Source organism: Bradyrhizobium pachyrhizi, from assembly GCF_029714545.1.
Taxonomy (GTDB): domain Bacteria; phylum Pseudomonadota; class Alphaproteobacteria; order Rhizobiales; family Xanthobacteraceae; genus Bradyrhizobium; species Bradyrhizobium pachyrhizi.
Window position 1 is genome coordinate 1506744 of sequence record NZ_CP121667.1, and the last position, 23836, is coordinate 1530579.

Below are 23836 nucleotides of genomic sequence, written 5' to 3' on the forward strand. Positions count from 1 at the left end.
CGACCATGGACGCTACCATCAAGCACGTCGCCTCGCCGCTCGCGCGCCAGACCCTGCTCGACAGCGATCTCACCCGTCCCGTTGCCGGCGGTCGCCCGATCCCGCTGCTGCCCTGGGTGCAGGTGGTGAAGATCGGCGGCCGCTCGATCATGGATCGCGGCCATGAAGCAATCCTGCCGATCGTCGATGAGCTGCGCGCGCTGTTGCCCGAACACCGCCTGCTGATCCTGACCGGCGCCGGCATCCGCGCCCGCCATCTCTACAGCGTCGGTCTCGATCTCGGCCTGCCGGTCGGCTCGCTCGCGCCGCTCGCTGCCAGCGAGGCCGGCCAGAACGGCCATATCCTGGCCTGCCTGCTCGCGCCGGAGGGCGTGTCCTATATCGAGCATCCGACCATCGCGAGCCAGCTCGCGATCCATCTCTCCGCGGCCCGCGCGGTGGTGGGCAGCGCGTTTCCGCCCTATCACCATCATGAATTCCCGGTCTCGCGCATCCCGTTGCATCGCGCCGATACCGGTGCGTTCCTGATTGCCGATGCGCTCGGCGCCGCCGGGCTGACGATCGTCGAGGATGTCGACGGCGTCTACTCCGACGATCCGAATGGTCCCGAGGGGAAGAAGGCGCAGCTGCTGCGCGAGGCCAGCCTCGCCGACCTTGCCAAGCTGAAGGGCACGCTGCCGTTCGATCCCGCGCTGCTCGAGGTGATGGCCAATGCGCGGCATATCGAACGCGTGCAGGTCGTGAACGGCCTCGTTCCCGGCCGGCTCACGGCGGCGCTGCGCGGCCAGCATGTCGGGTCGATCATCCGCACCGGCGCGCAGCCGGCTTAAATCGAGTCGCGGACTCCACTTCACCTCGCCCCGCGTGCGGTAGGGCAATCGCATATGGCCGTTTGAGGCAATCGGAGTTCCCACAAACTCGTCATGCCCGGGCTTGTCCCGGGCATCCACGTCTTCGTTTCCACGCAAAGAAAAGACGTAGATGGCCGGGACAAGCCCGGCCATGACGGCGCGGAAGAATCGGTTCATTCCATATGCGATTGCCCTGCCGCGTGCGGGGAGAGGTCGGAATGCATCGATAGATGCATTCCGGGTGAGGGGCAGTCTCCGCGGACGCAGCTATCACCGTACGCGCGGAGGCAGCCCCTCACCCCAACCCTTTCCACGTAAGAACGGGGAGAGGGAGCACAACGCCATTCGAACTAATCCAGTCGGTCCTTTCAGCGCGCGACCGAGGGACTACTTGATCGTCGCGCGCACCGTGATGACCGAGGTGCCGGATGCCTTCGGCCCCTGACCCGTCGCCTTGATGGCGAACGTATCGTTGCCCTTGTACTTGGCCTTCGCCCTATATTCGAAGGTTGATGCGTTGATCTTCTTCAGCTTGCCGTAGGCCGGCTTCTGCGAGATCGCGGAGTCCGTCACCGTGCCGCGGATCCCGATCGGTATCTGGCAGCTTTGGCCCGAGGCGACGTCGATATCGCCGCTCGAATTCTCGCCCCAATCCGCCAATGTCATCGACATCGAACATTCCGGCACGGGCTGCGCCGAAGACGCCGGCGTGACATTTAATGCAAAGATGAGCGCCAGGGCGGCGACCCCCGACGTCCGCGTGGTGACGATACTCGTTTTCATGCAAGGCCCATTGCTGAAGGTTCTCGGCGCAGGAATCCTGCAACGTGGGAGCAGGGGTGGCAAGGGCTTCGCCTCGCCCGCGCGACATGTGTTGAAATGCTTGGGCGCTTGTTGCGTCGCTGAAGCGCCCCCATAGTCTCCGCGGCCTTGATCTGATCGGGGCAAAAGCGCGCGTGACAGGGAAGGGTTCCAATGGCTGAAAGCAGCGACGGTCAGGCAAAAGCTCAACCAGCCGGATTCGCCGGCGTCACCCGCAAGACCCTTGAGCGTCTCGCTTTGCCCGGCGATGATCGCGAGCTTGTCGTTGCCGAGGTGACCTATCCGCCCGGCGGCGTCGCTCCGCTGCACCGACACCCCGTTGGCGGCGTGGTCTTCATCGTCGAAGGCGTTGCCGAGTCCGCCTATGGCGACGAGGCGCCGCGCCAGTATCGGGCAGGCGAGACCTTGCAGGATCGACCCGACGTTCCGCACACGCTGTTTCGCAATTGCGATCCGGATCGGCCGCTGCGCTTCCTGACCATCTACGCGCTCGAACCCGGGCGCGCCTACACGATGGAGCCGTGAGGTTGGGAAAAGGCCAAGGCAAAATGTTACGGTTGGCTCACCTGGGGTTTCGGGTTTGCGCCGGCCGTCCGAGGTGGAACGGCGAGCAGGAGGCAAACCGACTCCACCAGGAGTTCATGCGCACGGTCGACAATGTCGTCCAACGAACTCGTCTTCGCGAACATGGCCTGGGCTTCAGCCAACAACCGGTCGCGCGTTGGTATGCTGGGCAGATGCAAGTCGGCGCGATGCTGTAACAGAACAAGCGCTTCCCGCACCGACAATCCGGTTTCGTGGACCGACGATTTGATAGCCTGCGCGATGTACTCGGGATTGAAGCGACCAGCGAGTTGTTCAGCCGTTCGCTTTATCACACGCGATCCCAAGCGCTGCTCGTTGCGGAGAACCTGCGTGGGCGGCGCCTTCAGATTCCAGACAATGCCGAGCAAGGACAAGGTCACCAAAACATAATAGGTCACATCAATCTCCCACCACCGGAAGCCTTGCCGCGCACTGCTTTGGTAGGCGTGATGATTGTTGTGCCAACCCTCACCCATCGTAAACAGAGCCAGCAGCCAATTGTTGCGGGAATCATCGCCCGTAACGTACCGCTTGCGCCCGTGAACATGCGCGAGGGAGTTGATGCAAAACGTGGCGTGATACAGCAGCACGGTGCTCCAGAAGAAACCGACCACGAGCCCGGGCCATCCGGCGATCAGGAAGCACAGACCTGCGACCACGATCGCCGGCAAGGCCTCCAATCTGTGAAGCCACATCAACTCCGGATACGAGGCAAAATCCGCAATTTTCGTCAGATCAGTTGCATCGTGCTGTCGATAAAAAATCCACCCGAGATGACTGTACACGAAGCCTTTATGCCCCGGCGAATGCACATCTTGCTCGGTATCCGAATGAAGATGGTGATGTCGATGTTTCGCGGCCCACCAAAGGACGCTTTTCTGAGCGCTGCTTTGGGCGAGGAATGCGAGGATGAATTGAAACGTCCTGCTCGTTGAGTAGGCCCGATGCGAGAAGTACCGATGATAGCCGGCGGTGATCGCAAACATGCGCAGCCAGTATAGGGCGACGCAAATTGCAGTCGCTTGCCATGAGACGCCCGTCCAGATCGCCGCCAGACACCCTGCGTGGACCAGCAGAAACGGGAGGACCTGCGGGTACATGATGTCGTCGTGTTGCTGATCTAGATCGATATTGGTGGACACGCTCGCGACCTCAGTTGTTTCAATGCGCGGGCCGCCCGGCCGGATGCTCAAATCCCGGCTTTGGCGGCATTGCACGCGGAGTAATGGTAGCCCCCCGGTCGGTAGACAAGTCGCGGGGGCGCCAAACCAGCGGCTCTGCTAGTACATTGGTTGCAAAAGCAGCATGGCGCCGATTGCCGCAGCTTACGCGGCGCGCAGATTGTTCAGTCCGGTGGTCTGCAACGATTTCAAAAAGCAATCTTCTGTCCTTCGTTGAGAGTGATCAAGCCGGCGCGTTCGCGAGGGCATCGTCTGGTTGCAGGCATCCGCGCTATTCCTTCCTCGCCGTCAGCCCGTCGACCATCGCGCGCGTCAAGGTTGCGATCTCGCTGCGCAATGCGCCGATCGGCACCGCGATCAGCTTGTGCTCCAGCCCGAGCGCGACCATGCCGTGCACGGCCGAGAACAGGCTGCGCGCGGTGACGCCGAGCTGCGCCGGCGAACGCTGCGGAAACAGCGCGGCGAGCGGCTTGTAGATGTGGCGGAACAATTCCATCTGCTCGGTGATTGCCCATTCCGGCACCGGCTTGCCGGGCTGCATGCGATGCTCGAACAGCGCGCGCCACAGTTCGAGATTGTCGGCGGCGAAGTCGCAATAGGCGACCGCGATCCGCACCAGCATCTCGCGCGGCGCCGCAGCCCCGCCGATCTCGGCCAGCGACAGCGACGCGTCGAGCCGCGCCAGCGTGCGTGAGCCGACGCGCAGGATCAACTCGTCGACATCCTCGACCAGATTGTAGACGCCGCCATTGGCGACCCCGATTTCCTGGGCCAGTTCGCGGGTTTTCAGGCCGCCGAGACCCTTTGCCGCAATCGCCCGTTCCGACGCTTCGATCAGCGCTTCCCGCAGTTTTGCACGTCGTTCCAATGCCTTGGACATCTTTGATCCTTCGTTAACCATCGTCTTGAGCGTCGCTCAAATATTTCTTGAGCAATGCTCATTATGTGGTACAAGAGATTCATGAGCGATGCTCATAACAGGGAGCGATGAAATGTTCAAAACTGTTTTCACTCTTTTCCGCGGCACCGTTGCGGTGGCCGAAGAGGAACTTCAAGACCGCACCGCGCTGGTCATCCTCGACCAGCAGATGCGCGATGCCGCCGCCGCCGTCGACCGCTCGAAGCGGACCCTGGCGCTGGCGATCGCCGGCGACCAGCAGGAGGGCCGGCGGCTCGACGCCACCAACGCCCGGATCGCCGATCTCGAACAGCGCGCGTCGGCGGCACTCGAGGGCGGCCGGGAAGACCTCGCCCGCGAAGCCGCGCAGGCGATCGCCAATCTCGAAGCCGAGCGCGATGCCGCGATGACCGCACGCGCGCTGTTCGCCTCCGAGATCACCCGGCTGAAGCGCCATGTCGGCAACGCCGAGGCGCGCATCGCCGAACTCGACCGCGGCCGTCGGCTGGCCCGCGCATCGGAAGCGGTGCGTTCGCTGCGCCGGAGCGGCATCGAGGCTGCACGCCCCTACGAATCGACGCTGCCGGAAGCGGAGGCGACGCTGAAGCGGCTGCGCGAGCGGCAGATGGAGATCCAGGCCGCCGACGAGGCGTTGATCGAGATCGACGCCGCCGCGGGGCCGCTCGCCACCGCCGAGAAACTCGCCGAGCAGGGTTTTGGCCCGCGCATGAAATCGACCGCCGACGACGTGCTGGCGCGGCTGAAAGCCAGGCGCCCGCCCGCTGCCTGAAACCTGAAGCCTGAACTTCAAGTCTGAAACCAAGCCAATTTCAAACCATCTATCATCAAGGAGACGACCATGAACCAGACCATCCAACCCCACAGCGGCAGCTGGGTTACCTTCACCTACGCGTCCTTTGCGGCCTCCGCCTTCCTCGTCGCCCTCGGCGTGTTCTTCCTGCCGATCGACCTCTGGATGAAGGGCTATCTCACGATGGGCATCGTGATGCTGGTCCAGACCTGCGTCACGCTGACCAAGACGGTGCGCGACAATTACGAGAGCAGCAAGTTCGTGAACCGTATCGAGGACGCCAAGGCCGAGCGCCTGCTGATGGAAGTCTCCAAGGCGGCGTGAGCCGAAGTCAAGTCGAAGCGGCGGGTGGTTTTCCACCCGCCGCTTTCGTCGGGGGCGGGTCTCGCCCCGCGTCATTGCGAGGAGCGATAGCGATGAAGCAATCCATCGCCCCGCATCTGCGGAAGCATGGATTGCTTCGCGGAGCCTGTCATCGGGGCGCGCGTTCGCGCGACCCGTTGGCTCGCAATGACGGGTGGATGGACTGCCGGCGCTTGCGGCCAACTTGTTCCGTTTCCGGAAGGCCTTGTTTACCCTGCGGCAAACAGCGTCAGGTTGCGCTCATGGCTCCTTAACAGGGGTGAGTGCAGAGATCGCGCCCGAGGGACAGAGAAATGGCGTCCACGGACAATCCCACGCCGGCTTCCAAGAGCCTTGGCAAGCACCTTGGCAAGGCGCGCGCCGCCTTTGACGGTCTGCGCAGCCATGGCGGCTTCTGGCTGAGGGCGCTGTCGCAGCCGACCATCGATCTCAGCTTGCGCACCCAGGCCGGCCAGCGCACCCGCATCGTCGAATCGCCCGGCCTGTCGCTGCCGAGGGACGAGCTCGACGCGCTGGTCGAGCAGCTGCGCATCGTCGCCGCCAAGACGCTGCCCGAGGAGAGCCTGACCTATGGCATCTTCTCCGGCGAACCCGAGCGGCTGTCGCGCGCCGTCGTCACCCTAATATCCGAAGAAGACACCGGGCGTCCGATCGCCTTCAACGCGCTGTCGGTGATGGACGTGCCGCTCGACGGCGAGCCGGCCGAGGTCACCCATCTCGGCCTCGTCATGGTCGATCCCGATGTGCGCGGGCAGGGGCTGTCCTGGGTGCTCTACGGCCTGACCGCGCTGGTGCTGTTCGCCCGCGACGGGCTGCGGCCGAAATGGATATCCAACGTCACCCAGGTGCCGGCGGTGGTCGGCATGGTCAGCGATACGTTCTCGGACGTCTACCCGTCGCCGCTGCCGGGCGCACGGCAGAGCTTTGCGCATCTGCAGCTCGCGCGCGGCATCATGGCAAGGCATCGCGCGGTGTTCGGCGTCGGCGAGGAGGCCGGCTTCGACGAGGCGCGCTCGGTCATCACCAACGCCTATACCGGCGGCTCGGACGCGCTGAAGAAGACCTTCGAGGTCGCCCCGAAGCATCGCAATGCCGTCTATAACGAGTTTTGCGCGCGCGAGCTGGACTACGCGCGCGGCGACGACGTGCTGCAGATCGGCCGCGTCGATCTTGCCGGCGCGCGCCGCTATCTCATGAGCGAGGTGCCCTCGGGCTCGCTGCCGGCGCTGCTCGCGGCGTCCGCGATGCTGGCGCTGCAGCGGCTGGTGCTGCCGATGGTCTACTGGATGGACGACAGCCGCGCCTTCGGCACGCTGCGTCCGCGCAAGCAGGATGGCGGGGCCGCGCGATGAATTTCGACTATTACTCCTTCACCGGCCGTAATATCGGCTTCATCGACGAGCACGAGCAGCAGCTGCTGCGTCAGGCGCGGGTGTTCGTCTGCGGCGTCGGCGGCATGGGCGGCGCGGCCTTCATGGCGCTGGCGCGCGCCGGCGTCGGCAAATTCGTGATCGCCGACATCGACCGCTTCGAGGTCTCCAACCTCAACCGCCAGGTGTTCGCCTTCGCCGACGAGGTCGGGCGCGAGAAGGCGGCGGTTGCCGCGGAAGCGGCGAGGCGCATCAATCCGACCATCGAGATCGAGGTGCTTGGCGAGAACTGGACCAGCGAGCTGGCGGGGATCGCCGCGCAGTGCCCGGTCATCGTCAACGGCATGGACGATATCGCTGCCGGCGTGCATCTGTACCGCACCGCCAAGCGCGCCGATGCAACGGTGATCGACGCCTACATGTCGCCGCTGCCGTCGGTGATCGTGGTGCGCCCGCACGATCCGCGGCCCGAGCAGCGCCTCGGCTTCCCGACCCTTGGCAAGGACTGGACCGATATCACCGAGGACGATCGCCGCGCCGCGATGCGCGCCGAGATCGAGCACGTGATGCTGCATTCCTCGTCGCGCAACTACGTCGACCTCGCCATCGCCGGCGAAGTGGCCGCCGGCCGCCGCAGCCGGATGTCGTTCGCGCCGATGGTGATCTCGACCGGCATGCTGATGGCCTATGAGGCGGTCGCGCTGATCCTGGGCCGCACCTCGGGCACCGATTGCCGTGGCTGGTTCCTCAACCCGTATCGGCCCGCGATCGAGAAGCCGCGCAATGCGCTCGTCGCCGCCCTGATGCGTCCGCTGGTGCGGCGGGCCATCGACGACTTGACGGGCAGCAAATGACCTCCGGGGTGATCGCCGATTCCATCGTCAATCTGTGCGGCGCCATCGGGCTCGCCGTGGCGATGATGACGTTCTACCGGCGCGATCCAAGGAGCCCGTTGACGCGCCGCCTGCTGCTCGCACTCGGCGTGATCGCGATCTTGTTCCTCGACCGCGGCCTTGCCTGGTGGACCGGAAGCCGCCTGCTCGACCGCCTCTCGGTAATCCCGGCCTCGCTGGTTCCGCTCGGCGCCCTGATCGTCACCGAAGGCATCCTGCGGCGCCACGCGCCGCGCGCGGTCAAGATCGCGGCGCTCGCGGGCGGCATCCTGCTCGGTCTTGGCGGCCTGTTCGGACTGCAACGGCTTGCGATGCCTTACGCGATCGCGCTGGCGCTGTTCCAACTGCTGGGCTTCGCCACGTGCGCGCTGCTGCTGGCGACGCGCGATCGCGCCTCGCTGATGGCTGCGGAGAACCGCAGCATCGGCCGCATGGCGGTCGGTGCGCTGGTCGTGATCCCGTTCATCCTGACCGACTTCCGCACGCTGTTTCCCGATATCCCCGTGCGGCTCGGCGCGCTGGGCGCGCTGCTCACGGTGACCGTGATGCTGATCGCCGGCGGCGGCGCCGAGACGCGCCGGCACGGCCTTGCGATGATGGCGCTGCGGCTGATCTCTTCGGGCCTGCTGGGTCTCGCCGCTGCCTTCATGGCTCCCGACGTCGACGCCGCCCAGATGGTTCGTTTCGTTGCGGTTGCGATCGCCGGCGTGCTGACCATCGGGTTGATGACGGACGCGCTGCGGGCGCTGTTCGAGTCGCAGGAGCCGGGCGTGCTCAATTCGGTCGCGGCATCGCCGGCGCAGACCCGCGAGCAGTTGATCGCCGAGCTCGCGCGGCATCCGATCTTCGAAAGCGCGCGGCGCTTCCGCGAGAACGAGCTCGCGCTCTACGATCCGCCGCTGCTGCACGACTTCCTGTCGACCCGGCGCGTGCTGCGGCGGTCCGACGCGCCATGGGGACTGGCGTCGACCGATCCCGCGGCCGAGCGCATGGTCTCTCTGATCGCAGCCAACAACGCCTCCCATGTCATCGTGCTCGGACACGATCCGCTCGACCTGATCGTGCTCGCGGTGCCCGTCACGGCGGCCGACCCCGCCACTGAAACCGCGCTGGCGCTGGTACGCCGGCTGCTGGCGTTGACCCCGGAGGCCAAATGACATCAGAGATCCGCGAGGGCGACCGCAGGGCGGCATTCGACGCCGCCCTCAATGCCTACGGGCCCGACAGCCTCTACGTGCCGCCGCTGTGGAGCGATTTCGACCGGATGTTTGATTCCGCCAGGAATCCGTTCGTCACCGAAGGCCACGGCCGCCATGCGCTGTTCTCCGCGCATCGCGATGGACGACCGGTCGGTCGCATTGCCGCCTCGATCCACGACGCGTCCAACCGCAAGCACGGCACCCGCCATGGTGCATTCGGCTTCTTCGATTGCATCGACGACGTCGAGGTGGCCGATGCGCTGCTGCGCGCCGCCGAGCAATGGCTGTCGGCGCGCGGCATGAGCCGCGTCGCCGGCAATTTCAATCTCACCGCGATGCAGCAGATCGGCGTGATGACGGATGGCTTCGACCATTCGCCGTTCACCGACATGATGTGGTCGCCGCCGCACATCGCAAAGCATCTCGAACGTGCCGGCTATGCCGCGACCTTCCCGATGACGACGTTCGAGATCGCGCTCGACGGCGGCAAGCCGGAGCAATTGCTCGGCGACAAGCAGCGCGCGGTGCTGGTCGATCCCGATTTCGTCTGGCAGCCGATCAAGCGTTCCGCCTTCAAGGTGCGGTTGGAGGATGCGCGGCTGATCCTCAATGACGGCTTTGCCGACAATCCGATGTTCGTGCCGCCGACCGCCGCCGAATATCTGTTCCAGGCCGGCGACATGATGTGGATCATCGACAAGCGGATTTCGACCGTGGTCTATCACCGCGGCCGGCCCGCCGGAGCGATCATCGCGATCCCCGACCTCAATCCGCTGATCAAGGCGATCGGCGGCCGGGTCGGGCTGTCAGCGCCTTTCAAATTCGTGCAGCACCGCGTGATGAACAGGCGCGCGGTGCTGATCTATCAGTCGGTCTGCCGCGACCTGCACAATCGCGGCCTCAACGGCGCGATGCTCTACCGCACCGCGCTGGCGTTGCAGGAGGCCGGCTACCGCACGCTGGGCGGCACCTGGATCGCCGACATCAACGGTCCGTCGCTGCGCCAGGCCGAGAAGGTCGGGGCGAAGCCGCTGCACCGGCTGCATCTGTTCACCAAGCGGCTGGCCGCACCATGAGCGCGCTGACGCCGGATCTGCTGCGCGAGGTGGTCGCGGAGGCGCGGCTGGCGCCGAGTGTCCACAACATCCAGCCGACCCGCTGGCGCCTGTTCGGCGATGGGCGGCTGGCGCTGGTCGATGCGACCGGCGTCCGCGCCCCGGTTGCCGACCCCGTGGGGCATGACGTGCTGGTGTCGCATGGCGCGGCGCTGGAGGGCATGAGCCTCGCGCTTAACCGCCGCGGCTTCGCAATCACAGGCATCACCACGCTCGAGCAGCCGCTGTCGCCGCAGTTTGCGGTGCTGTGCTCTTTTGCGATCAGGCAAGGAGCCGAGCCCGATCCGCTGGCGGACCTTGTGGCACGTCGCATGTCGTGGCGCGGCAAGTTTGCGGCATCGCCGGTCGATGCGGCGGCGCTGGCGCAGCTGGCTGCCGCGCGCGACGATGTAATCTGCATTGGAGATCGCGGGGCGATTGCCGATATCGCCAACTGGGCCGATCGGGCCGAATTCTCCTTTGTCCGCGGCGACGACTATCGGGCTGAGCTGCTCGCATGGATGCGGCTGTCGCCCGGCCATCCGCATTATCTGCTCGATGGGCTCAACCGTGATGCGCTCGCCATGAATTCGGTCGAGGCCACCGCCGCGCGCTACCTGCTCGGCACCCTGTTCAAGCCGCTCGATCGTCTCGGCCTCGCCGCATCGTTGCTTGCCGACGGCGCCAAGACCGCGTCGGCGTCGGCGATCGTGCTGTTTTGCCGTCCCGTCGGTGAGGATCCACTCACGACCGGACGGCATTTCTACCGCGCCTGGCTGGAGATCGATCGCGCCGGTTTCGCGGCGTGCCCGATTTCGGCGCTGGCCGATCATCCTGACTTTAACGACCGGCTGCGAAAGCTCGGCAAAATCGGCGCCGATCTATGCCTCGTCAACGTGTTCCGCATCGGCCGGCCATCAAAACCGATCAAACCGCGGCATTTCCGGTTGCCTGTTGACCGGCTCATTGTCTGAAAATTAAGCTGCAATCCCCGCTGTCAAAACTTCACGCGGTCGTGCTATGACGCCGCCCGCTAACCAACGACCGGTGGAGATGATGTCGAAGCAATCGCTGCGCGAGGAGGCCGAACGCCTCATCCGCGAGACCATGGAAAAGCGGAACCTGGTCATCAAGCAGGGCACGACCCGGATCGAGGCCGTTTGCGGCAAATGCGGTGCGCCGAACCGGGTGCAGGCGGAAAAGGGCCAGTCCCGCGTCAAGTTCACCTGCAAGAACTGTGACCACAAGCAGGAAACGCTGTGAGCGGGGCCGCGCTCCCGTCATCCTGAGAGAATGTGAATGTATTCAGCGTCGTCCTGGCGAAAGCCAGGACCCATTACCCCAACCGCTTGTTGTTGTGCGATGCTGGAGCCACTATCGCACTCTCAATCGAATTCGGTGGTTATGGGTCCTGGCTTTCGCCAGGACGACGGCGCGCGGAGGCCGCTCGCTACAATTCTCACGGTGACAGTCAGCAGTCGCGTAGGACGGGTGGGGCGAAGCGATACCCGTCAATGCATCGGTGCGGCGGGGTGATGGGTATCGCTGCGCTCCACCCATCCTGCGAATCTACTGAGAGAATGTGAATGTATTCAGCGTCGTCCTGGCGAAAGCCAGGACCCATTACCCCAACCGCTTGTTGTTGTGCGATGCTGGGGCCACTATCGCACGCTCGATCGAATTCGGTGGTTATGGGTCCTGGCTTTCGCCAGGACGACAGCGTGCGGAGGCCGCTCGCTACAATACTCACGGTGACAGTCAGCAGTCGCGTAGGATGGGTGGGGCGAAGCGATACCCGTCAATGCATCGGTGCGGCGGGGTGATGGGTGTCGCTGCGCTCCACCCATCCTGCGAAGCAGGTCTACTTGAATACTTCGCAGACCGTGGTGTGATCCGGCGCGATCCTGGCCGCGGTCCGCAGCGAGACGCTGTGCCACCAGGCATCGAGCGCGTGCCGGTCGCAGGCGAGCTTCACGCTCATCCCGCCGGCGAACTTGATCCAGTCCGCAAAGCTCGCGCGCGACACCGCGATCACGACGGGAATGTCGGCGCCGAGTGCGCGCTCGATCAGGAAGCCGAGGCCCTTGCCGTCGCGCTCCCGCTTGCCGAAGCGGTTGATGACCACAAGATCGGCGCCTTCAGCGAGCGCATCGGCGACGCGGACGCCGGCGGCCTGCAGCCGCGACAGATCGAGCTTGCAGCCGGTCGCGCCAGCGCTCGTGGTATCCGGGCTCGATGGCTGCGCCAGCAGCAGCGTCTCGCCGCTATGCACCAGCACGGCCGACAGGCTGGAATCCGCGCATTGGCCTGATTGCACCATGCCGACCACGCGCGCGCCGTGTGCTCTCAGATCGGCAGCGAAGTCGCGCAGGATGGCATCGGGATCGTTATCGGCGTCATAGACCAGGGCGGCAAGGTCGCATTGGGCGTCGAACATGATGGGCTCTGTTCGTTATGGAGGGGAGGGGCGGCCGCGGCACCGAGGCGTCGCGGCCGCATGTTGATGGGTCAGGCGGCCGGCGGGCCGTTGATGATCTGCAGCTGGGTGAACTCGGCGAGGCCTTCCTCGGCGAATTCGGTGCCGATGCCCGACTGCTTGGCGCCGCCGAACGGGATGTTCGGGGCCATGTCGAGGTGCTTGTTGATCCACACCGTGCCGGCCTCGATCCGGGTCGCGATCTCATGCGCGCGCTGGATGTCGGACGACCAGACCGACGCGCCGAGGCCGTAGGTGGTGGCATTGGCGCGGCGGATCACGTCGTCCTTGTCGGAGTACTTGATGACAGGCAGCACCGGACCGAACTGCTCCTCGTCGACCAGCTTGGAGCCTTCCTTGATGTCGCGCACGATGGTCGGCTCGATGAAATAGCCGGGGCGGTCCATCGCGGCGCCGCCGGCAATCACGTTGCCGTTCTTGCGGGCGTCGTCGAGGAACGCCTTGACTTTCTCGTACTGCATCTTGTTCTGCAGCGGGCCGAGCTTGGTGCCCTGCTTGGAGCCGTCATCGACCACGGTGTTCTTCGCGATCGCGACCAGCTCGTTGCAGATTTCGTCATAGACCGACTCGTGCACATAGAGCCGCTTGATGGCGAGGCAGACCTGGCCGGAGTTCTGGAACGCACCCTCGAAGATGCCGGGCGCGACCTTCTTCGGATCGACGTCGTCGAGCACGATGCCGGCGTCGTTGCCGCCGAGCTCGAGCGTGATCCGCTTCAGGGTCTGCGATGCGCTCGCCATTACCTTCTGGCCGGTGGCCGAGGAGCCGGTGAAGGAGATCTTGCGGATGTCGGGATGCTTGGTCATGTGGTCGCCGAGATCGTTGGCATCGGCGATGAAGTTGAGCACGCCCTTCGGCAGGATGTTCTTGACCAGTTCGGCAAAGCGCAGCGAGGCGAGCGGCGTGGTCGGCGCAGGCTTCACCACCAGCGTGTTGCCGGCGAGCAGCGCCGACGGCAGCTTGAACGCCAGGATCAGCAGCGGATAGTTCCAGGGAATGATCGCGCCGACCACGCCGAGCGGACGGCGATAGGCCTCGACCTTGCGGTCGCCGGAATTCTCGATCACGCGCATCGGCAGTTCGAGCGAGCCGAGATAGCGGAAGAAGCCGGCCATGCCCATCACCTCGCCGGTGGCATCGGCGAGCGGCTTGCCCTGTTCGCTGGTCAGGATATGCGCGAGCTCGTTGGCGTTGGCCTCGATCACCTCGGCCATCTTGATAATCAGCTTGCGGCGCTCCTCCATCGGCGTGGCGGCCCAGGCCGGGTAGGCGGCCTTCGCGGCGGCGACAGCCTTGTCGAGCTGTTCCCTGGAGGCGCGCGGGCATTGCGCCACCACCTCTTCGGTCGCCGGATTGAGCACCGGCATGGTCTGGTCGCCGGGTACCATCTTGCCGTCGATGAGAAGCTTGTAATCACTCATTGGCCTTGCTCTCCCTGGTCAAACGGGCCCTTCGCGGACCTCGTTATATTCATGTGTATATCACGGATGCGGGTTCGACGCCACGGCCATTCAGGGCACGCGCGCGGCACTGCCGAACCGAATGAATTCTCTGGAAAATCGTGAAGAAAAATCAGCCTGAGCTTCGTGCCGATTTATTCGCGGTTGCCCGCCCGGCGTCAATCGGGGCACCGCGGGCTTCAATAGATTCTAATGCCGCGCGCGGCTCTGCCGATGGCTGCCGCGGCTATACTTTTAAGGGCTGGACGCTGGTCGTCTTCTCGATATATTAAATGGAATATAACGATGATCCGGAGTGCCGGCATGCAGATCGAAACCCAGGAGCTCACCACCTGCGAAGTCGCGTCCGATGGCTGCGCCATTTCGCTTGGCTTCGTGGACGGCAAGGGCGAGCCCGCAACCATCCGCCTGTCGATCAACCAGGTCGGCGCGCTGGTGATGACCTTGCCCGGGCTGATCAGCAAGGCGCTGCAGACCCGCTTCGGCGACCAGACCTTGCGCTACGCCTATCCGCTGGATTCCTGGGTGATCGAACAGTCGACCGATCCGGCGCAGGGCATGGTGACGCTCAAGACCACGGACGGCTTCAGCGTCTGCTTCTCGATTCCGCGCGCCCAGCAGAGCGAGCTCGGCGAGGCGCTGGTGGCGCAGCCGGTGACAAGGGTGCAGGTGCGCGCGAATTAGGAGCTTGTAGGATGGGTCGAGCGAAGCGATACCCGTCAAATAGCGGACCGCGGGAGAGGTGATGGGTTTCGCTTCGCTCGACCCATCCTATGTTCCCCCCGGTTCACTTCCCCTTCACGAACGCGGCGAACGCGTCGCCGTAATCCGGATGCCAGCGCGACAGCGGCGGGCGGTTCTCGACGATGTCGCCGGCGGCCCACAGGATGCGGCGCTCGTCGAGCGCGCGCGGCACGTCGTTGTCGGGGCAGAGGATGTAGAAGTCGCCGGCGTCGAGGCGTTCGATCATGAAGTCCACGGTCTGCTCCGCTGTCCAGGCGCCGGCCGGCTTCTCGGTGCGGCCGCGGGCGGTCAGCCCGGTGAAGACAAAACCCGGAATCAAGAGATGCGCCGATATCTTGCAGCCGTCGGTGTTGCGTAGCTCGTGCTGCAGCGCCTCGGTGAATGCCTTCACGCCGGCCTTGGAAACATTGTAGGCGGGATCGCCCGGCGGCGTGGTGATGCCCTGCTTGGAGCCGGTGTTGATGATCAGCCCCGGCCGGCCGCGCTTGATCATGTTGGGCGCAAACGTCTGCGTGCCGTTGATCACGCCCCACAAATTGACGCCAAGGATGCGCTGCCAATTGTCCGCGGGCCCGAACATCGCGCTGCCGGGCTGGATGCCGGCATTGTTCATCAGGATGTCGGTGCCGCCGAACTTTTTCGCGACCGCGGCTTCGAGCTTTGCCACCTCGTCGGCGCGGCTGACGTCGACGGCAGCCGTCATGATATCGGCCGCGCCGCCAGGTGCCGCAGATGACAGTTTAGCCGCGGCCGCCTTCAGCCTGTCGTCGCCGAGATCGGCGATGCAGACCTTCATGCCGGCCTCGGCGAACCGCACTGCGGCGGCAAGTCCGATGCCGGAGGCGCCGCCGGTGATCACGGCAACATGATTGGCTGATATCACGGGGTGGGGCATCTGCGGTCTCCGGACAAGCGAGAGGGCAAGTATATCTTAGGGTCGGGCTTCATCCTTCGATGACACCGCTTCGCGGCTCCTCAGGATGAGGCCTTATAGCAGACCTCATGGTGAGGAGCGCGGCAATGCCGCGCGTCTCGAACCATGAAGCCATGGAACGTGCCGCGACGATCCGCACCACGCACGCAGGCGCATGACAGGTTTTCGTACGCGCCGCCCTCGACAACGCCGGCTCGGCTTTACGGTTTCACGCCTGCGCTGTAGAATTCGGGATATAACGCTTCCAAAAGACCTCAGCCGACATTTTACAGGGAGTGCAAACATGGCTGTTTCGCAGGCTATTCCGATCACGCGCCATCCTTATGCCGATGGCTCCTACAAGAAGATGCTGATCGACGGCAAATGGGTCGACGCCGCCTCCGGCAAGAAATTCGAGACGCATAATCCCGCGACCGGCGAGCTGCTCGCGTCGGTCGCCGAGGGCGATGCCGAGGACATCAACCGCGCGGTCGCGGCGGCGCGCCGCGCGTTCGAAGGTCCCTGGAGCAAGGTGAAGCCGTTCGAGCGGCAGAACATGCTGCTCAAGCTTGCCGAGCTCGTCGAAGCCAATTTCGAGGAACTGTCCCAGCTCGACACGCTCGACATGGGCGCACCGATCAGCCGGACCCGCGGCAACCGCCTGCGCGCGCTCGGCATGCTGCGCTACTATGCGGGACAGGCGACCGCGATCCACGGCGAGACCATCGAGAACTCGCTGCCCGGCGAGATATTCTCCTACACGCTGAAGGAGCCGATCGGCGTGGTCGGCGCGATCATCCCCTGGAATGGGCCGCTGACCGCCTCGATCTGGAAGATCGGCCCCGCGATCGCGACCGGCTGCACCGTGGTGCTGAAGCCGGCCGAGGAATCGCCGCTGACCTCGCTGCGCATCGGCGAGCTCTGCATGGAAGCCGGCATTCCGCCCGGCGTCGTCAACGTCGTGCCGGGCTATGGCGAGACCGCGGGCGCGGCGCTCGCCTCCCATCCCGATGTCGACAAGGTCGCCTTCACCGGCTCGCATGTCACCGGCCAGTCGATCATCCGTGCGTCGGCCGGCAACCTCAAGCGCGTCTCGCTCGAGCTCGGCGGCAAGTCGCCGGACATCGTGTTCGCCGATGCCGATCTCGACGCCGCGGTGCCGGGCGCGGCGATGGCGGTGTTCGCCAATTCCGGCCAGATCTGCAGCGCCGGCACGCGGCTGTTCGTCGAGCAGAAGGTCTATGACGAATTCGTCGGCCGCGTCGCCGAGTTCGGCAAGAAGCTGCAGGTCGGCAACGGCCTCGATCCCAACACCCAGATTGGTCCCCTCGTGTCGCAGCAGCAGATGGACCGGGTGTCGGGCTATCTCGACATCGGCCAGAAGGAGGGCGCCAAGGCGCTTGCCGGCGGCGGCCGCCTCACCGAGGGCGCGCTGTCGAAGGGCTATTTCGTGCAGCCGACCGTGTTCGCCAACGTGCAGGACAACATGCGCATCGCGCAGGAGGAGATCTTCGGTCCGGTGATCTCGGCGATCTCGTTCAAGGATCCGGAAGAGCTGATCAAGCGCGCCAACGCCACCACCTTCGGCCTCGGCTCGGGCGTCTGGACCACCAATGTCAGCAAGGCGCACCAGGTCGCGAAGGCGCTGCGCGCCGGCTCGGTCTGGGTTAATTGCTACCAGGCGATGGATCCGGCGGTGCCGTTCGGCGGCTACAAGATGAGCGGCTACGGCCGCGAGTCCGGCAAGCAGCACGTCGAGGAATATCTCAACGTCAAGGCGGTCTGGATCAAGACCGGCTAGATCGTTCGGTTCGACCGCATCTTGCTTACCTCTCCCCGCCTGCGGCAGGGCAATCGCATATGGCCGTTTGAGGCAATCGGAGTTCCCACAAACTCGTCATGCCCGGGCTTGTCCCGAGCATCCACGTCTTCGTTTCCACGCAAAGAAAAGACGTAGATGGCCGGGACAAGCCCGGCCATGACGGCGCGGAAGAATCGGTTCATTCCAAATGCGATTGCCCTGCGCGCGCGGGGAGAGGCATAGGCCGCCTATGGCGGCCGTCCTCAAGAACGCCGAAGCGGAGCTTCGGCTATGTTGCATCGCCAGATGCAATCCGGGTGAGGGGTACAGATCTCAACGCTCGGCGTGCTCGCGGAACGAAGCCCTCACCCCAACGCTCGCATGATTTCGGAATATTAGAAGAATATCCCTGATTTGCCCGACGCGTCAAGTTGCCTTGTCGAGCGCCGGGGCGCCGCCGGCTCCTTTGCATGGGGTTGTTTTCGATATTTTTGCGACGCGCCCCTGCGACAGCCGCCGGTTCCTGCGTTTACCGCCCGGCTGCCTTCTTCGGCTTGCCGATGTCGCTGCGCAGCGCCTCGAGATCCTTGCGCACGGCGCTTGCCGCGTCGCGCTCGATCTTGCGGTAGCGCGCCACCAGGGAGAGGCCGAACGGGGTCAGCACCGCGCCGCCGCCATTCTTGCCGCCGGTCTGCCGTTCCACCGCCGCCTGGCGGCAGATGCGGTTGATCTCGTCGACCAGGTCCCAGGCGCGCTTGTAGCTCATGTCCATTGCGCGGCCGGCGGCGGAGATCGAGCCGCATTCCTTGATCCGCTCAAGCAGCAGGATCTTGCCCGGTCCGATCCGGTCCTCGGCATCGAGGTCGATGCGGACGCTGAGGGAGGGGAGCGATGAGGCGCTCGATTTCGACATGGGAGACCTGTTCTCGTGGCAACAGATTGCCACTACCCGCTTTCATGAACAAGATGAACCCGTTAGATAACGGGCATGATCCGGAAAAGTGGGTACCGGTTTTCCGGGCGGATCATGCCCAGACTATAACGGAAACCACATAAGAATATTTGGGGCAGGCATGAATCCTCCGTCGCTGTTCTCTCCGCTCAAGATCGGTCCTTACCAGCTCGAACATCGCGTCGTGATGGCGCCGCTGACGCGGATGCGGGCGGCGCGGCCGAGCCTCGCGCCGCGGCCGATGAACGCGGAATATTACGCGCAGCGCGCCACGCCCGGCGGCCTGCTGATCGCGGAGGCCTCGCCGGTGGTTGCCACCGGCTTCGGCAATCCCGGTGTTCCCGGCATCTATAGCGAGGCGCAGATCGCGGGCTGGCGCGAGGTGGTGGATGCCGTGCACGCCAGGGGCGGCTTGATCTTCCTGCAGCTCTGGCACGTCGGCCGCGTCTCGCATTCCTCGTTCCAGCCGGGCGGCGCGCTGCCGGTGGCGCCGTCGGCGGTCGCGATCCCGTCCGAGTTCAAGTGCATGACGGCGGACGGCAAGGTGGTCGACTACGAGACGCCGCGCGCGCTCGAGACCGACGAGGTCGCCCTGATGGTCGAGGCCTACCGGCAGGGCGCAAAGAACGCGCTCGCCGCCGGCTTCGACGGCGTCGAGGTTCACGGCGCCAATGGCTATCTGATCGAGCAGTTCCTGCAGTCGCGCAGCAACCTGCGCACCGACCGGTATGGCGGCTCGATCGAGAATCGCGTCCGCTTCCTGATGGAGGTGACGCAGGCGGTGACCGAGGTGTGGGGTGCGAGCCGTGTCGGCGTGCGGCTCTCGCCCTATGGCATCGCCAATGGCAGTGGCGAGGCGGACCCGATGCCGCTCTACAGCCACGCCATCACGGCGCTGGACAAGCTCGGGCTTGCTTATCTGCATTTCATCGAGCCGCGGGCCTCGGGCACCGGGCGTGCCGAGGTCGATTGGCAGAACGTGCCGTCCGCGATGGTGCTGTACCGCCCGATGTGGAGCGGCGTGCTGATCACCGCCGGCAATTTCGTCAGCGAAACCGCACAGAGCGCGGTCGCCGAAGGTCATGCCGATGCGATCGCGTTCGGCCGCTACTTCATCTCCAACCCGGACCTGCCGCGCCGCCTGCAGCGCGGCTATCCGCTGACCAAGTACAACCGCGCCACCTTCTATGCCGGCGAGGAGAAGGGCTACACGGATTATCCGGTGCACGACGAGCTGGCGCAGGCTTAACTCTTCGTAGCCCGGATGGAGCGTAGCGAAATCCCGGGCCTTGCATCAGCGGATCAAGCATCCCCGGATTTCGCTACGCTGCATCCGGGCTACGATAGCTCGGCCAGCAAAACCGGGAGACCGCGATGTTTCCGGACGACGAGTTCGAGCCGACCAAGAAGCCAAAGCCGGTGGCGCTGGCGAAGCCCGCGGCCGGTCAATGCCTGTGCGGCAAGGTGCGGTTCGAGATCGACGTGCCGGCGCGCTGGGCTTGGCATGATCACACGGCCGCCAGCCGCCGCGCCCATGGCGCGGTTTACGCGACCTATGTCGGCAGCTGGAAGAAGCGCTTCCGCATCACGCAGGGCGAGAGCGAGCTGTCGCGTTACGAGGACGCGAAAAGCAAGACCGCGCGCAGCTTCTGCGCCAATTGCGGCACGCCCATCATCTACGAACGCGCGCGGTCGCCGCACATGGTCAACATCCCGCGCGCGCTGTTCTCGGGGCGCACCGGCCGGCAGCCGCTCTATCACATCGCGATCGAGGAACTGCAGGAATGGGCCTACACCGGCGAGCCGCTGGTGCCGCTGAAGGGCTATCCCGGCGTGGTCTGGCAGCGCTCGAAAAAGAAGAAGCGCAGTGCGCGCGAGGGGATGTTCTAGCGAGCGTTTTGCCTCAGGCGCGCGCCTGCGGAATGCGGCCATGACCGCCCGCTCGATTGCTCCGGCTGCGCAAGTTTGGTCATCTCCCTTGATCCCCGTCGGCCAACGCGCCGACAGGCCTGGAGGGAACATGAAGAATCGCATTACCGGCCGCTCGGCATTTTTGGCGCTGCTGAAGGATGAGGGCGTCACCCATCTGTTCGGCAATCCCGGCACCACCGAACTGCCGATCATGCACGCGCTGAAGGATCATCCCGATCTCACCTATGTGATGGCGATGCAGGAGAGCCTGGTGGTCGCGATGGCCGACGGCTTCAGCCGCGCCTCCGGCAAGCTCGTCGCCTGCAACGTCCATGTCGCGCCGGGACTCGGCAACGCGATGGGCTCGCTCTACAATGCGAGCTTCACCGGCACGCCGCTGATCCTGACCGCCGGGCAGCAGGAGCAGGGCCATGGTCTGACCGAGCCGGTGCTCTACGGTCCGCTGGTGCAGATGGCGACGCCGCTGGTGAAATGGGCGGTCGAGGTGACGCGGCTCGAAGACCTGCCGCGCATCGTGCGCCGCGCCGCCAAGATCGCGACTACGCCGCCGACCGGGCCGGTGTTCATCTCGCTGCCCGGCGATATCCTCAATTCCGAAGCCGGCATCGAACTTGGACGCTCCACCCGGATCGACACCCGGGTGAGGCCGTCGGAGGATTCGCTCAAGGCGCTGGCCGCGCGCATCCTCAAAGCAGAGCGACCGGTGGTCGTCGTCGGCGACGAGATCGTCAAGAGCGACGCACTGCGCGAGGCGGCCGATCTCGCCGAGACGCTGGGCTGCCCGGCCTGGCAATCGCCGACGCCTTTTGGTTCGCATTTCCTGTCCGAAAGCCCGAGTTTCATGGGCGCGATCGCGCGGCTGCAGAAGGTCGCGCGCGACGTGCTGGCGCCGCATGATCTGTTGATCGCGCTCGGCGGTGATCCCCTGCGGATGTCGGTCTACAGCGAGGTCGATCCGCTGCCGGACGGGCTCTCGATCGTGCAGGTCGGCCTGGTCGACAGCGACCTCGCCAGGAACTATGGCGCCGAGATCGCGGTCAAGGCGGACGTCAAGGAAACGCTGCGCGCGCTGGTCCCTGCGTTGAAGGAGGCCGGCGGCGGCGCGCTGGAGACGCGTGCCAAGCAGGGACTCGCGGCCTTGTCGACCAAGAACTGGGCGGCGAAGCGCAAGGCGCTGGTCGAACAGATCTCGAAGGCGAGCCAGACCTCGCCGATCGATCCGGACTGGCTGGCGCTGCAGGTCGTGGAGGCGATGCCTGACAACGCGATCCTGGTGGACGAGGGCCTGACCTCGTCGCGCCAGATCATCGCGCTGCGCGCGCATCGCGACCGCTACGGCTATCACGCGCTGGCCTCCGGCGGCATCGGCTGGGGCCTGCCGGCTGCGGTCGGCGTCAGCCTCGCCAATCCGCAGCGCCCGGTGGTGTGCTATTCGGGCGACGGCTCGTCGATGTATTCGATCCAGTCGCTGTGGACCGCGGCCAACCACAAGCTGCCGCTGACCTTCGTCATCGTCAACAATGGCGGCTACCGCATCATCAAGCAGCGCCTGCTCGCGTTCCACGGCGACGATCACTACATCGGCATGGACTTCATCGACCCGCCGGTCGATTTCACCGGCGTCGCGCGCTCGCTTGGGCTCGAGGCGATCAGGATCACCGACCCACAGGAGCTGAAGGGTGTGATGAAGTCGGCTTTCAGCCGTCCGGGCGCGAAGCTGATCGAGGTGGTGGTGAGCAATTCGGTGAATTAGTTGGGACGTCATTCCGGGATGGTCCGAAGGACCAGACCCGGAATCTCGAGATTCCACAATTCGCAATTGCGAATTGGGGTTCGATGCTTCGCATCGCCCCGGAATGACGTTGTCTACTCCGCCGCAGCGCTCCGCTTCACGCGATAACGGCTTGCCGGGTGCGTCGCGTCGAGCCTCGCACGCCCTGCGCCGAACAACTTCTCGCGCAAGGTGCCCTTCGCATATTCCCGCTTGTAGCGGCCGCGCTTGACGAGCTCCGGCACCAGCATGTCGGCGATGTCCTCGAAATCGCCGGGCGAGATCGCAAACGCGACATTGAGGCCGTCGACGTCGGTGTCCTCGAACCATTGCTCGATCTTGTCGGCGACCTGCTCGGGCGAGCCGACCACGACCGGGCCGGCGCCGCCGATGCCGACATGCTCGGCGACCCCGCGCACGGTCCAGACCCGGCCGGGATCGGCGCGGGTGACGTTGTCCATCGCGGAGCGGCCGGCGTCGTTCTGCACGTGCCGCACCTCCTGGTCGAGGGAATAGGTCGAGAAGTCGACGCCGGTCCAGCCCGACATCAGCGCCAGGGCGCCCTCATGGCTGATATGGCGGCGATACTCGGCGTATTTCGCCTTCGCCTCCGCCTCGGTCGGCGCCACCACGACGCACATCATCGAGAACATCAGGATCTCGGCTGCGTTGCGGCCCTTCGCGGCGGCGAGCTCGCGGATCGCCGAGACGCGTGGACCGATCACCTTCGCCGACGGTCCCGACATGAATACGCATTCGGCATGCTCGGCGGCGAACTGCCGGCCGCGCGGCGAGGTGCCGGCCTGGTAGAGCACCGGCGTGCGCTGCGGCGACGGCTCCGACAGGTGGATCGCGTTGAGCCGGTAGTTGCTGCCGTCATGGTGTACCGCATGCACCTTGCTCGGATCGCTGAAGATGCCGCGCGCGACGTCGCGGATCGCGGCGTCGTCCTCCCAGCTGCCTTCCCAGAGCTTGTAGACCAGCTCCATATATTCGTCGGCGAGCTCGTAGCGGTCGTCATGCGCGGTCTGCTTGTCCTTGCCGGCGCCGCGCGCCGCGGAATCGAGATAGCCGGTCACCACGTTCCAGCCGACCCGGCCGCCGGTGAGGTGATCGAGCGTCGACATCCGCCGCGCGAACGGGTAGGGCGGCTCGAAGGAGAGATTGCTGGTGACGCCGAAGCCGAGATTTTCGGTCACCGCGGCCATCGCCGGGATCAGCATCAACGGTTCGTTGGCCGGGGTCTGCGCCGCGTTGCGCAGCGCCGCATCCGGATTGCCGGCATAGACGTCGTAGACGCCGAGCACGTCGGCGAGGAACAGCCCGTCGAACCGGCCGCGCTCCAGCGTCTTCGCCAGATCGATCCAGTAGGACAGCTTGTTGTAGTCCTTGGTGCGGTCGCGCGGATGGGTCCACAGCCCCGGCGACTGATGCGCCACGCAGTTCATGGCAAAGGCGTTGAGCCGGATTTGTTTTGTCATTGTCGAAAACCTTGGTCGAAACCTTGCGCGCCGCTTTGAATGCTGCCCTGTCGATGCCGGGCGTCCCACTTCAACTTGTTGCGACTTCCCACGTTTTGGCAAGGCCCATTCGCATTTCGCGCCCTTCCGGTCGTGAGCCGATCCCGATAGGTTGCGCCCCTCCAGAAGCATGATCGGGACGCAAAGCATGGCGTTCCGGTGCGATCATGCCACGACGC

General features: G+C 65.1%; 23 protein-coding genes. 15 read left to right on the forward strand and 8 right to left on the reverse strand.

Annotation, left to right across the window (positions count from 1 at the left end; all coding sequences use genetic code 11):
• Positions 1–5 precede the first annotated feature (5 nt).
• Positions 6–830 (forward strand): amino acid kinase family protein, encoded by an 825-nt coding sequence (locus QA639_RS06810; RefSeq protein ID WP_157344482.1) that lies wholly within the window; start codon positions 6–8, stop codon positions 828–830.
• 408 nt (positions 831–1238) lie between these two features.
• Here the strand turns inward: QA639_RS06810 and QA639_RS06815 are convergent, their stop codons facing one another.
• Positions 1239–1523, reverse strand: a complete 285-nt coding sequence (locus QA639_RS06815) for a hypothetical protein (protein ID WP_028332940.1) — start codon at positions 1521–1523, stop codon at positions 1239–1241.
• A gap of 303 nt (positions 1524–1826) precedes the next feature.
• Here QA639_RS06815 and QA639_RS06820 point away from each other — a divergent pair, with 303 nt between their 5' ends.
• Positions 1827–2198, forward strand: a complete 372-nt coding sequence (locus QA639_RS06820; RefSeq protein WP_157344484.1) for a cupin domain-containing protein — start codon at positions 1827–1829, stop codon at positions 2196–2198.
• A 26-nt stretch (positions 2199–2224) separates the two neighbouring features.
• On the opposite strand, the gene QA639_RS06825 is transcribed toward QA639_RS06820, so the two are convergent.
• A complete protein-coding gene (locus QA639_RS06825; RefSeq protein WP_283090548.1) occupies positions 2225–3358 on the reverse strand; it encodes an acyl-CoA desaturase in 1134 nt (377 codons plus the stop codon).
• A 352-nt stretch (positions 3359–3710) separates the two neighbouring features.
• Positions 3711–4319, reverse strand: coding sequence for a TetR/AcrR family transcriptional regulator (locus QA639_RS06830; RefSeq protein ID WP_283089421.1), 609 nt, complete (start codon positions 4317–4319; stop codon positions 3711–3713).
• 112 nt (positions 4320–4431) lie between these two features.
• On the opposite strand from QA639_RS06830, the gene QA639_RS06835 reads away from it, so the two are divergent.
• The 8 genes from QA639_RS06835 (at position 4432) to QA639_RS06870 (ending at position 11330) form a co-directional block, all read left to right on the forward strand.
• A complete protein-coding gene (locus QA639_RS06835; RefSeq protein ID WP_028332944.1) occupies positions 4432–5127 on the forward strand; it encodes a PspA/IM30 family protein in 696 nt (231 codons plus the stop codon).
• 69 nt (positions 5128–5196) lie between these two features.
• A complete protein-coding gene (locus QA639_RS06840; RefSeq protein WP_028332945.1) occupies positions 5197–5472 on the forward strand; it encodes a YiaA/YiaB family inner membrane protein in 276 nt (91 codons plus the stop codon).
• 332 nt (positions 5473–5804) lie between these two features.
• Positions 5805–6863, forward strand: a complete 1059-nt coding sequence (locus QA639_RS06845; RefSeq protein ID WP_283089422.1) for a hypothetical protein — start codon at positions 5805–5807, stop codon at positions 6861–6863.
• Complete coding sequence (locus QA639_RS06850; RefSeq protein WP_283089423.1) at positions 6860–7735, forward strand: HesA/MoeB/ThiF family protein; 876 nt, start codon at positions 6860–6862, stop codon at positions 7733–7735. Before QA639_RS06845 ends, QA639_RS06850 begins: the two co-directional genes overlap by 4 nt.
• Entirely contained in the window at positions 7732–8931 is a 1200-nt protein-coding gene (locus QA639_RS06855) for a hypothetical protein (RefSeq protein WP_050385187.1), read from the forward strand. The genes QA639_RS06850 and QA639_RS06855 overlap by 4 nt, the downstream gene beginning before the upstream one ends.
• Positions 8928–10049: a GNAT family N-acetyltransferase gene (locus QA639_RS06860; protein WP_283089424.1), complete on the forward strand. Its 1122-nt coding sequence runs from the start codon at positions 8928–8930 to the stop codon at positions 10047–10049. The genes QA639_RS06855 and QA639_RS06860 overlap by 4 nt, the downstream gene beginning before the upstream one ends.
• Complete coding sequence (locus tag QA639_RS06865) at positions 10046–11041, forward strand: nitroreductase family protein (protein WP_283089425.1); 996 nt, start codon at positions 10046–10048, stop codon at positions 11039–11041. Before QA639_RS06860 ends, QA639_RS06865 begins: the two co-directional genes overlap by 4 nt.
• An 82-nt stretch (positions 11042–11123) precedes the next feature.
• Positions 11124–11330: a hypothetical protein gene (locus QA639_RS06870; RefSeq protein ID WP_024581255.1), complete on the forward strand. Its 207-nt coding sequence runs from the start codon at positions 11124–11126 to the stop codon at positions 11328–11330.
• A gap of 598 nt (positions 11331–11928) precedes the next feature.
• On the opposite strand, the gene QA639_RS06875 is transcribed toward QA639_RS06870, so the two are convergent.
• Both QA639_RS06875 and QA639_RS06880 read right to left on the reverse strand, forming a co-directional pair.
• Positions 11929–12504 (reverse strand): DUF2478 domain-containing protein, encoded by a 576-nt coding sequence (locus tag QA639_RS06875; protein ID WP_157344493.1) that lies wholly within the window; start codon positions 12502–12504, stop codon positions 11929–11931.
• Between the two features lie 71 nt (positions 12505–12575).
• Positions 12576–13985 (reverse strand): aldehyde dehydrogenase family protein, encoded by a 1410-nt coding sequence (locus tag QA639_RS06880; protein WP_283089426.1) that lies wholly within the window; start codon positions 13983–13985, stop codon positions 12576–12578.
• A 342-nt stretch (positions 13986–14327) separates the two neighbouring features.
• Here QA639_RS06880 and QA639_RS06885 point away from each other — a divergent pair, with 342 nt between their 5' ends.
• Positions 14328–14708, forward strand: a complete 381-nt coding sequence (locus QA639_RS06885) for a hypothetical protein (protein ID WP_028332954.1) — start codon at positions 14328–14330, stop codon at positions 14706–14708.
• 103 nt (positions 14709–14811) lie between these two features.
• Here the strand turns inward: QA639_RS06885 and QA639_RS06890 are convergent, their stop codons facing one another.
• Positions 14812–15663: an SDR family NAD(P)-dependent oxidoreductase gene (locus QA639_RS06890; RefSeq protein ID WP_050385183.1), complete on the reverse strand. Its 852-nt coding sequence runs from the start codon at positions 15661–15663 to the stop codon at positions 14812–14814.
• 322 nt (positions 15664–15985) lie between these two features.
• Here QA639_RS06890 and QA639_RS06895 point away from each other — a divergent pair, with 322 nt between their 5' ends.
• Positions 15986–17482, forward strand: coding sequence for an aldehyde dehydrogenase family protein (locus QA639_RS06895; protein ID WP_283089427.1), 1497 nt, complete (start codon positions 15986–15988; stop codon positions 17480–17482).
• 529 nt (positions 17483–18011) lie between these two features.
• Here QA639_RS06895 and QA639_RS06900 read toward each other — a convergent pair.
• Positions 18012–18395: a winged helix-turn-helix domain-containing protein gene (locus QA639_RS06900; protein ID WP_016846469.1), complete on the reverse strand. Its 384-nt coding sequence runs from the start codon at positions 18393–18395 to the stop codon at positions 18012–18014.
• A gap of 160 nt (positions 18396–18555) precedes the next feature.
• On the opposite strand from QA639_RS06900, the gene QA639_RS06905 reads away from it, so the two are divergent.
• The 3 genes from QA639_RS06905 (at position 18556) to QA639_RS06915 (ending at position 22119) form a co-directional block, all read left to right on the forward strand.
• Positions 18556–19683, forward strand: coding sequence for an alkene reductase (locus tag QA639_RS06905; RefSeq protein WP_283089428.1), 1128 nt, complete (start codon positions 18556–18558; stop codon positions 19681–19683).
• Positions 19684–19808: 125 nt separating this feature from the next.
• Positions 19809–20324 (forward strand): GFA family protein, encoded by a 516-nt coding sequence (locus QA639_RS06910; RefSeq protein ID WP_050385181.1) that lies wholly within the window; start codon positions 19809–19811, stop codon positions 20322–20324.
• A 130-nt stretch (positions 20325–20454) separates the two neighbouring features.
• Entirely contained in the window at positions 20455–22119 is a 1665-nt protein-coding gene (locus tag QA639_RS06915) for a thiamine pyrophosphate-binding protein (RefSeq protein WP_283089429.1), read from the forward strand.
• 113 nt (positions 22120–22232) lie between these two features.
• On the opposite strand, the gene QA639_RS06920 is transcribed toward QA639_RS06915, so the two are convergent.
• On the reverse strand, positions 22233–23618 hold the full coding sequence (locus QA639_RS06920; RefSeq protein ID WP_283089430.1) for an LLM class flavin-dependent oxidoreductase: 1386 nt from the start codon (positions 23616–23618) through the stop codon (positions 22233–22235).
• Between the last annotated feature and the right edge of the window lie 218 nt (positions 23619–23836).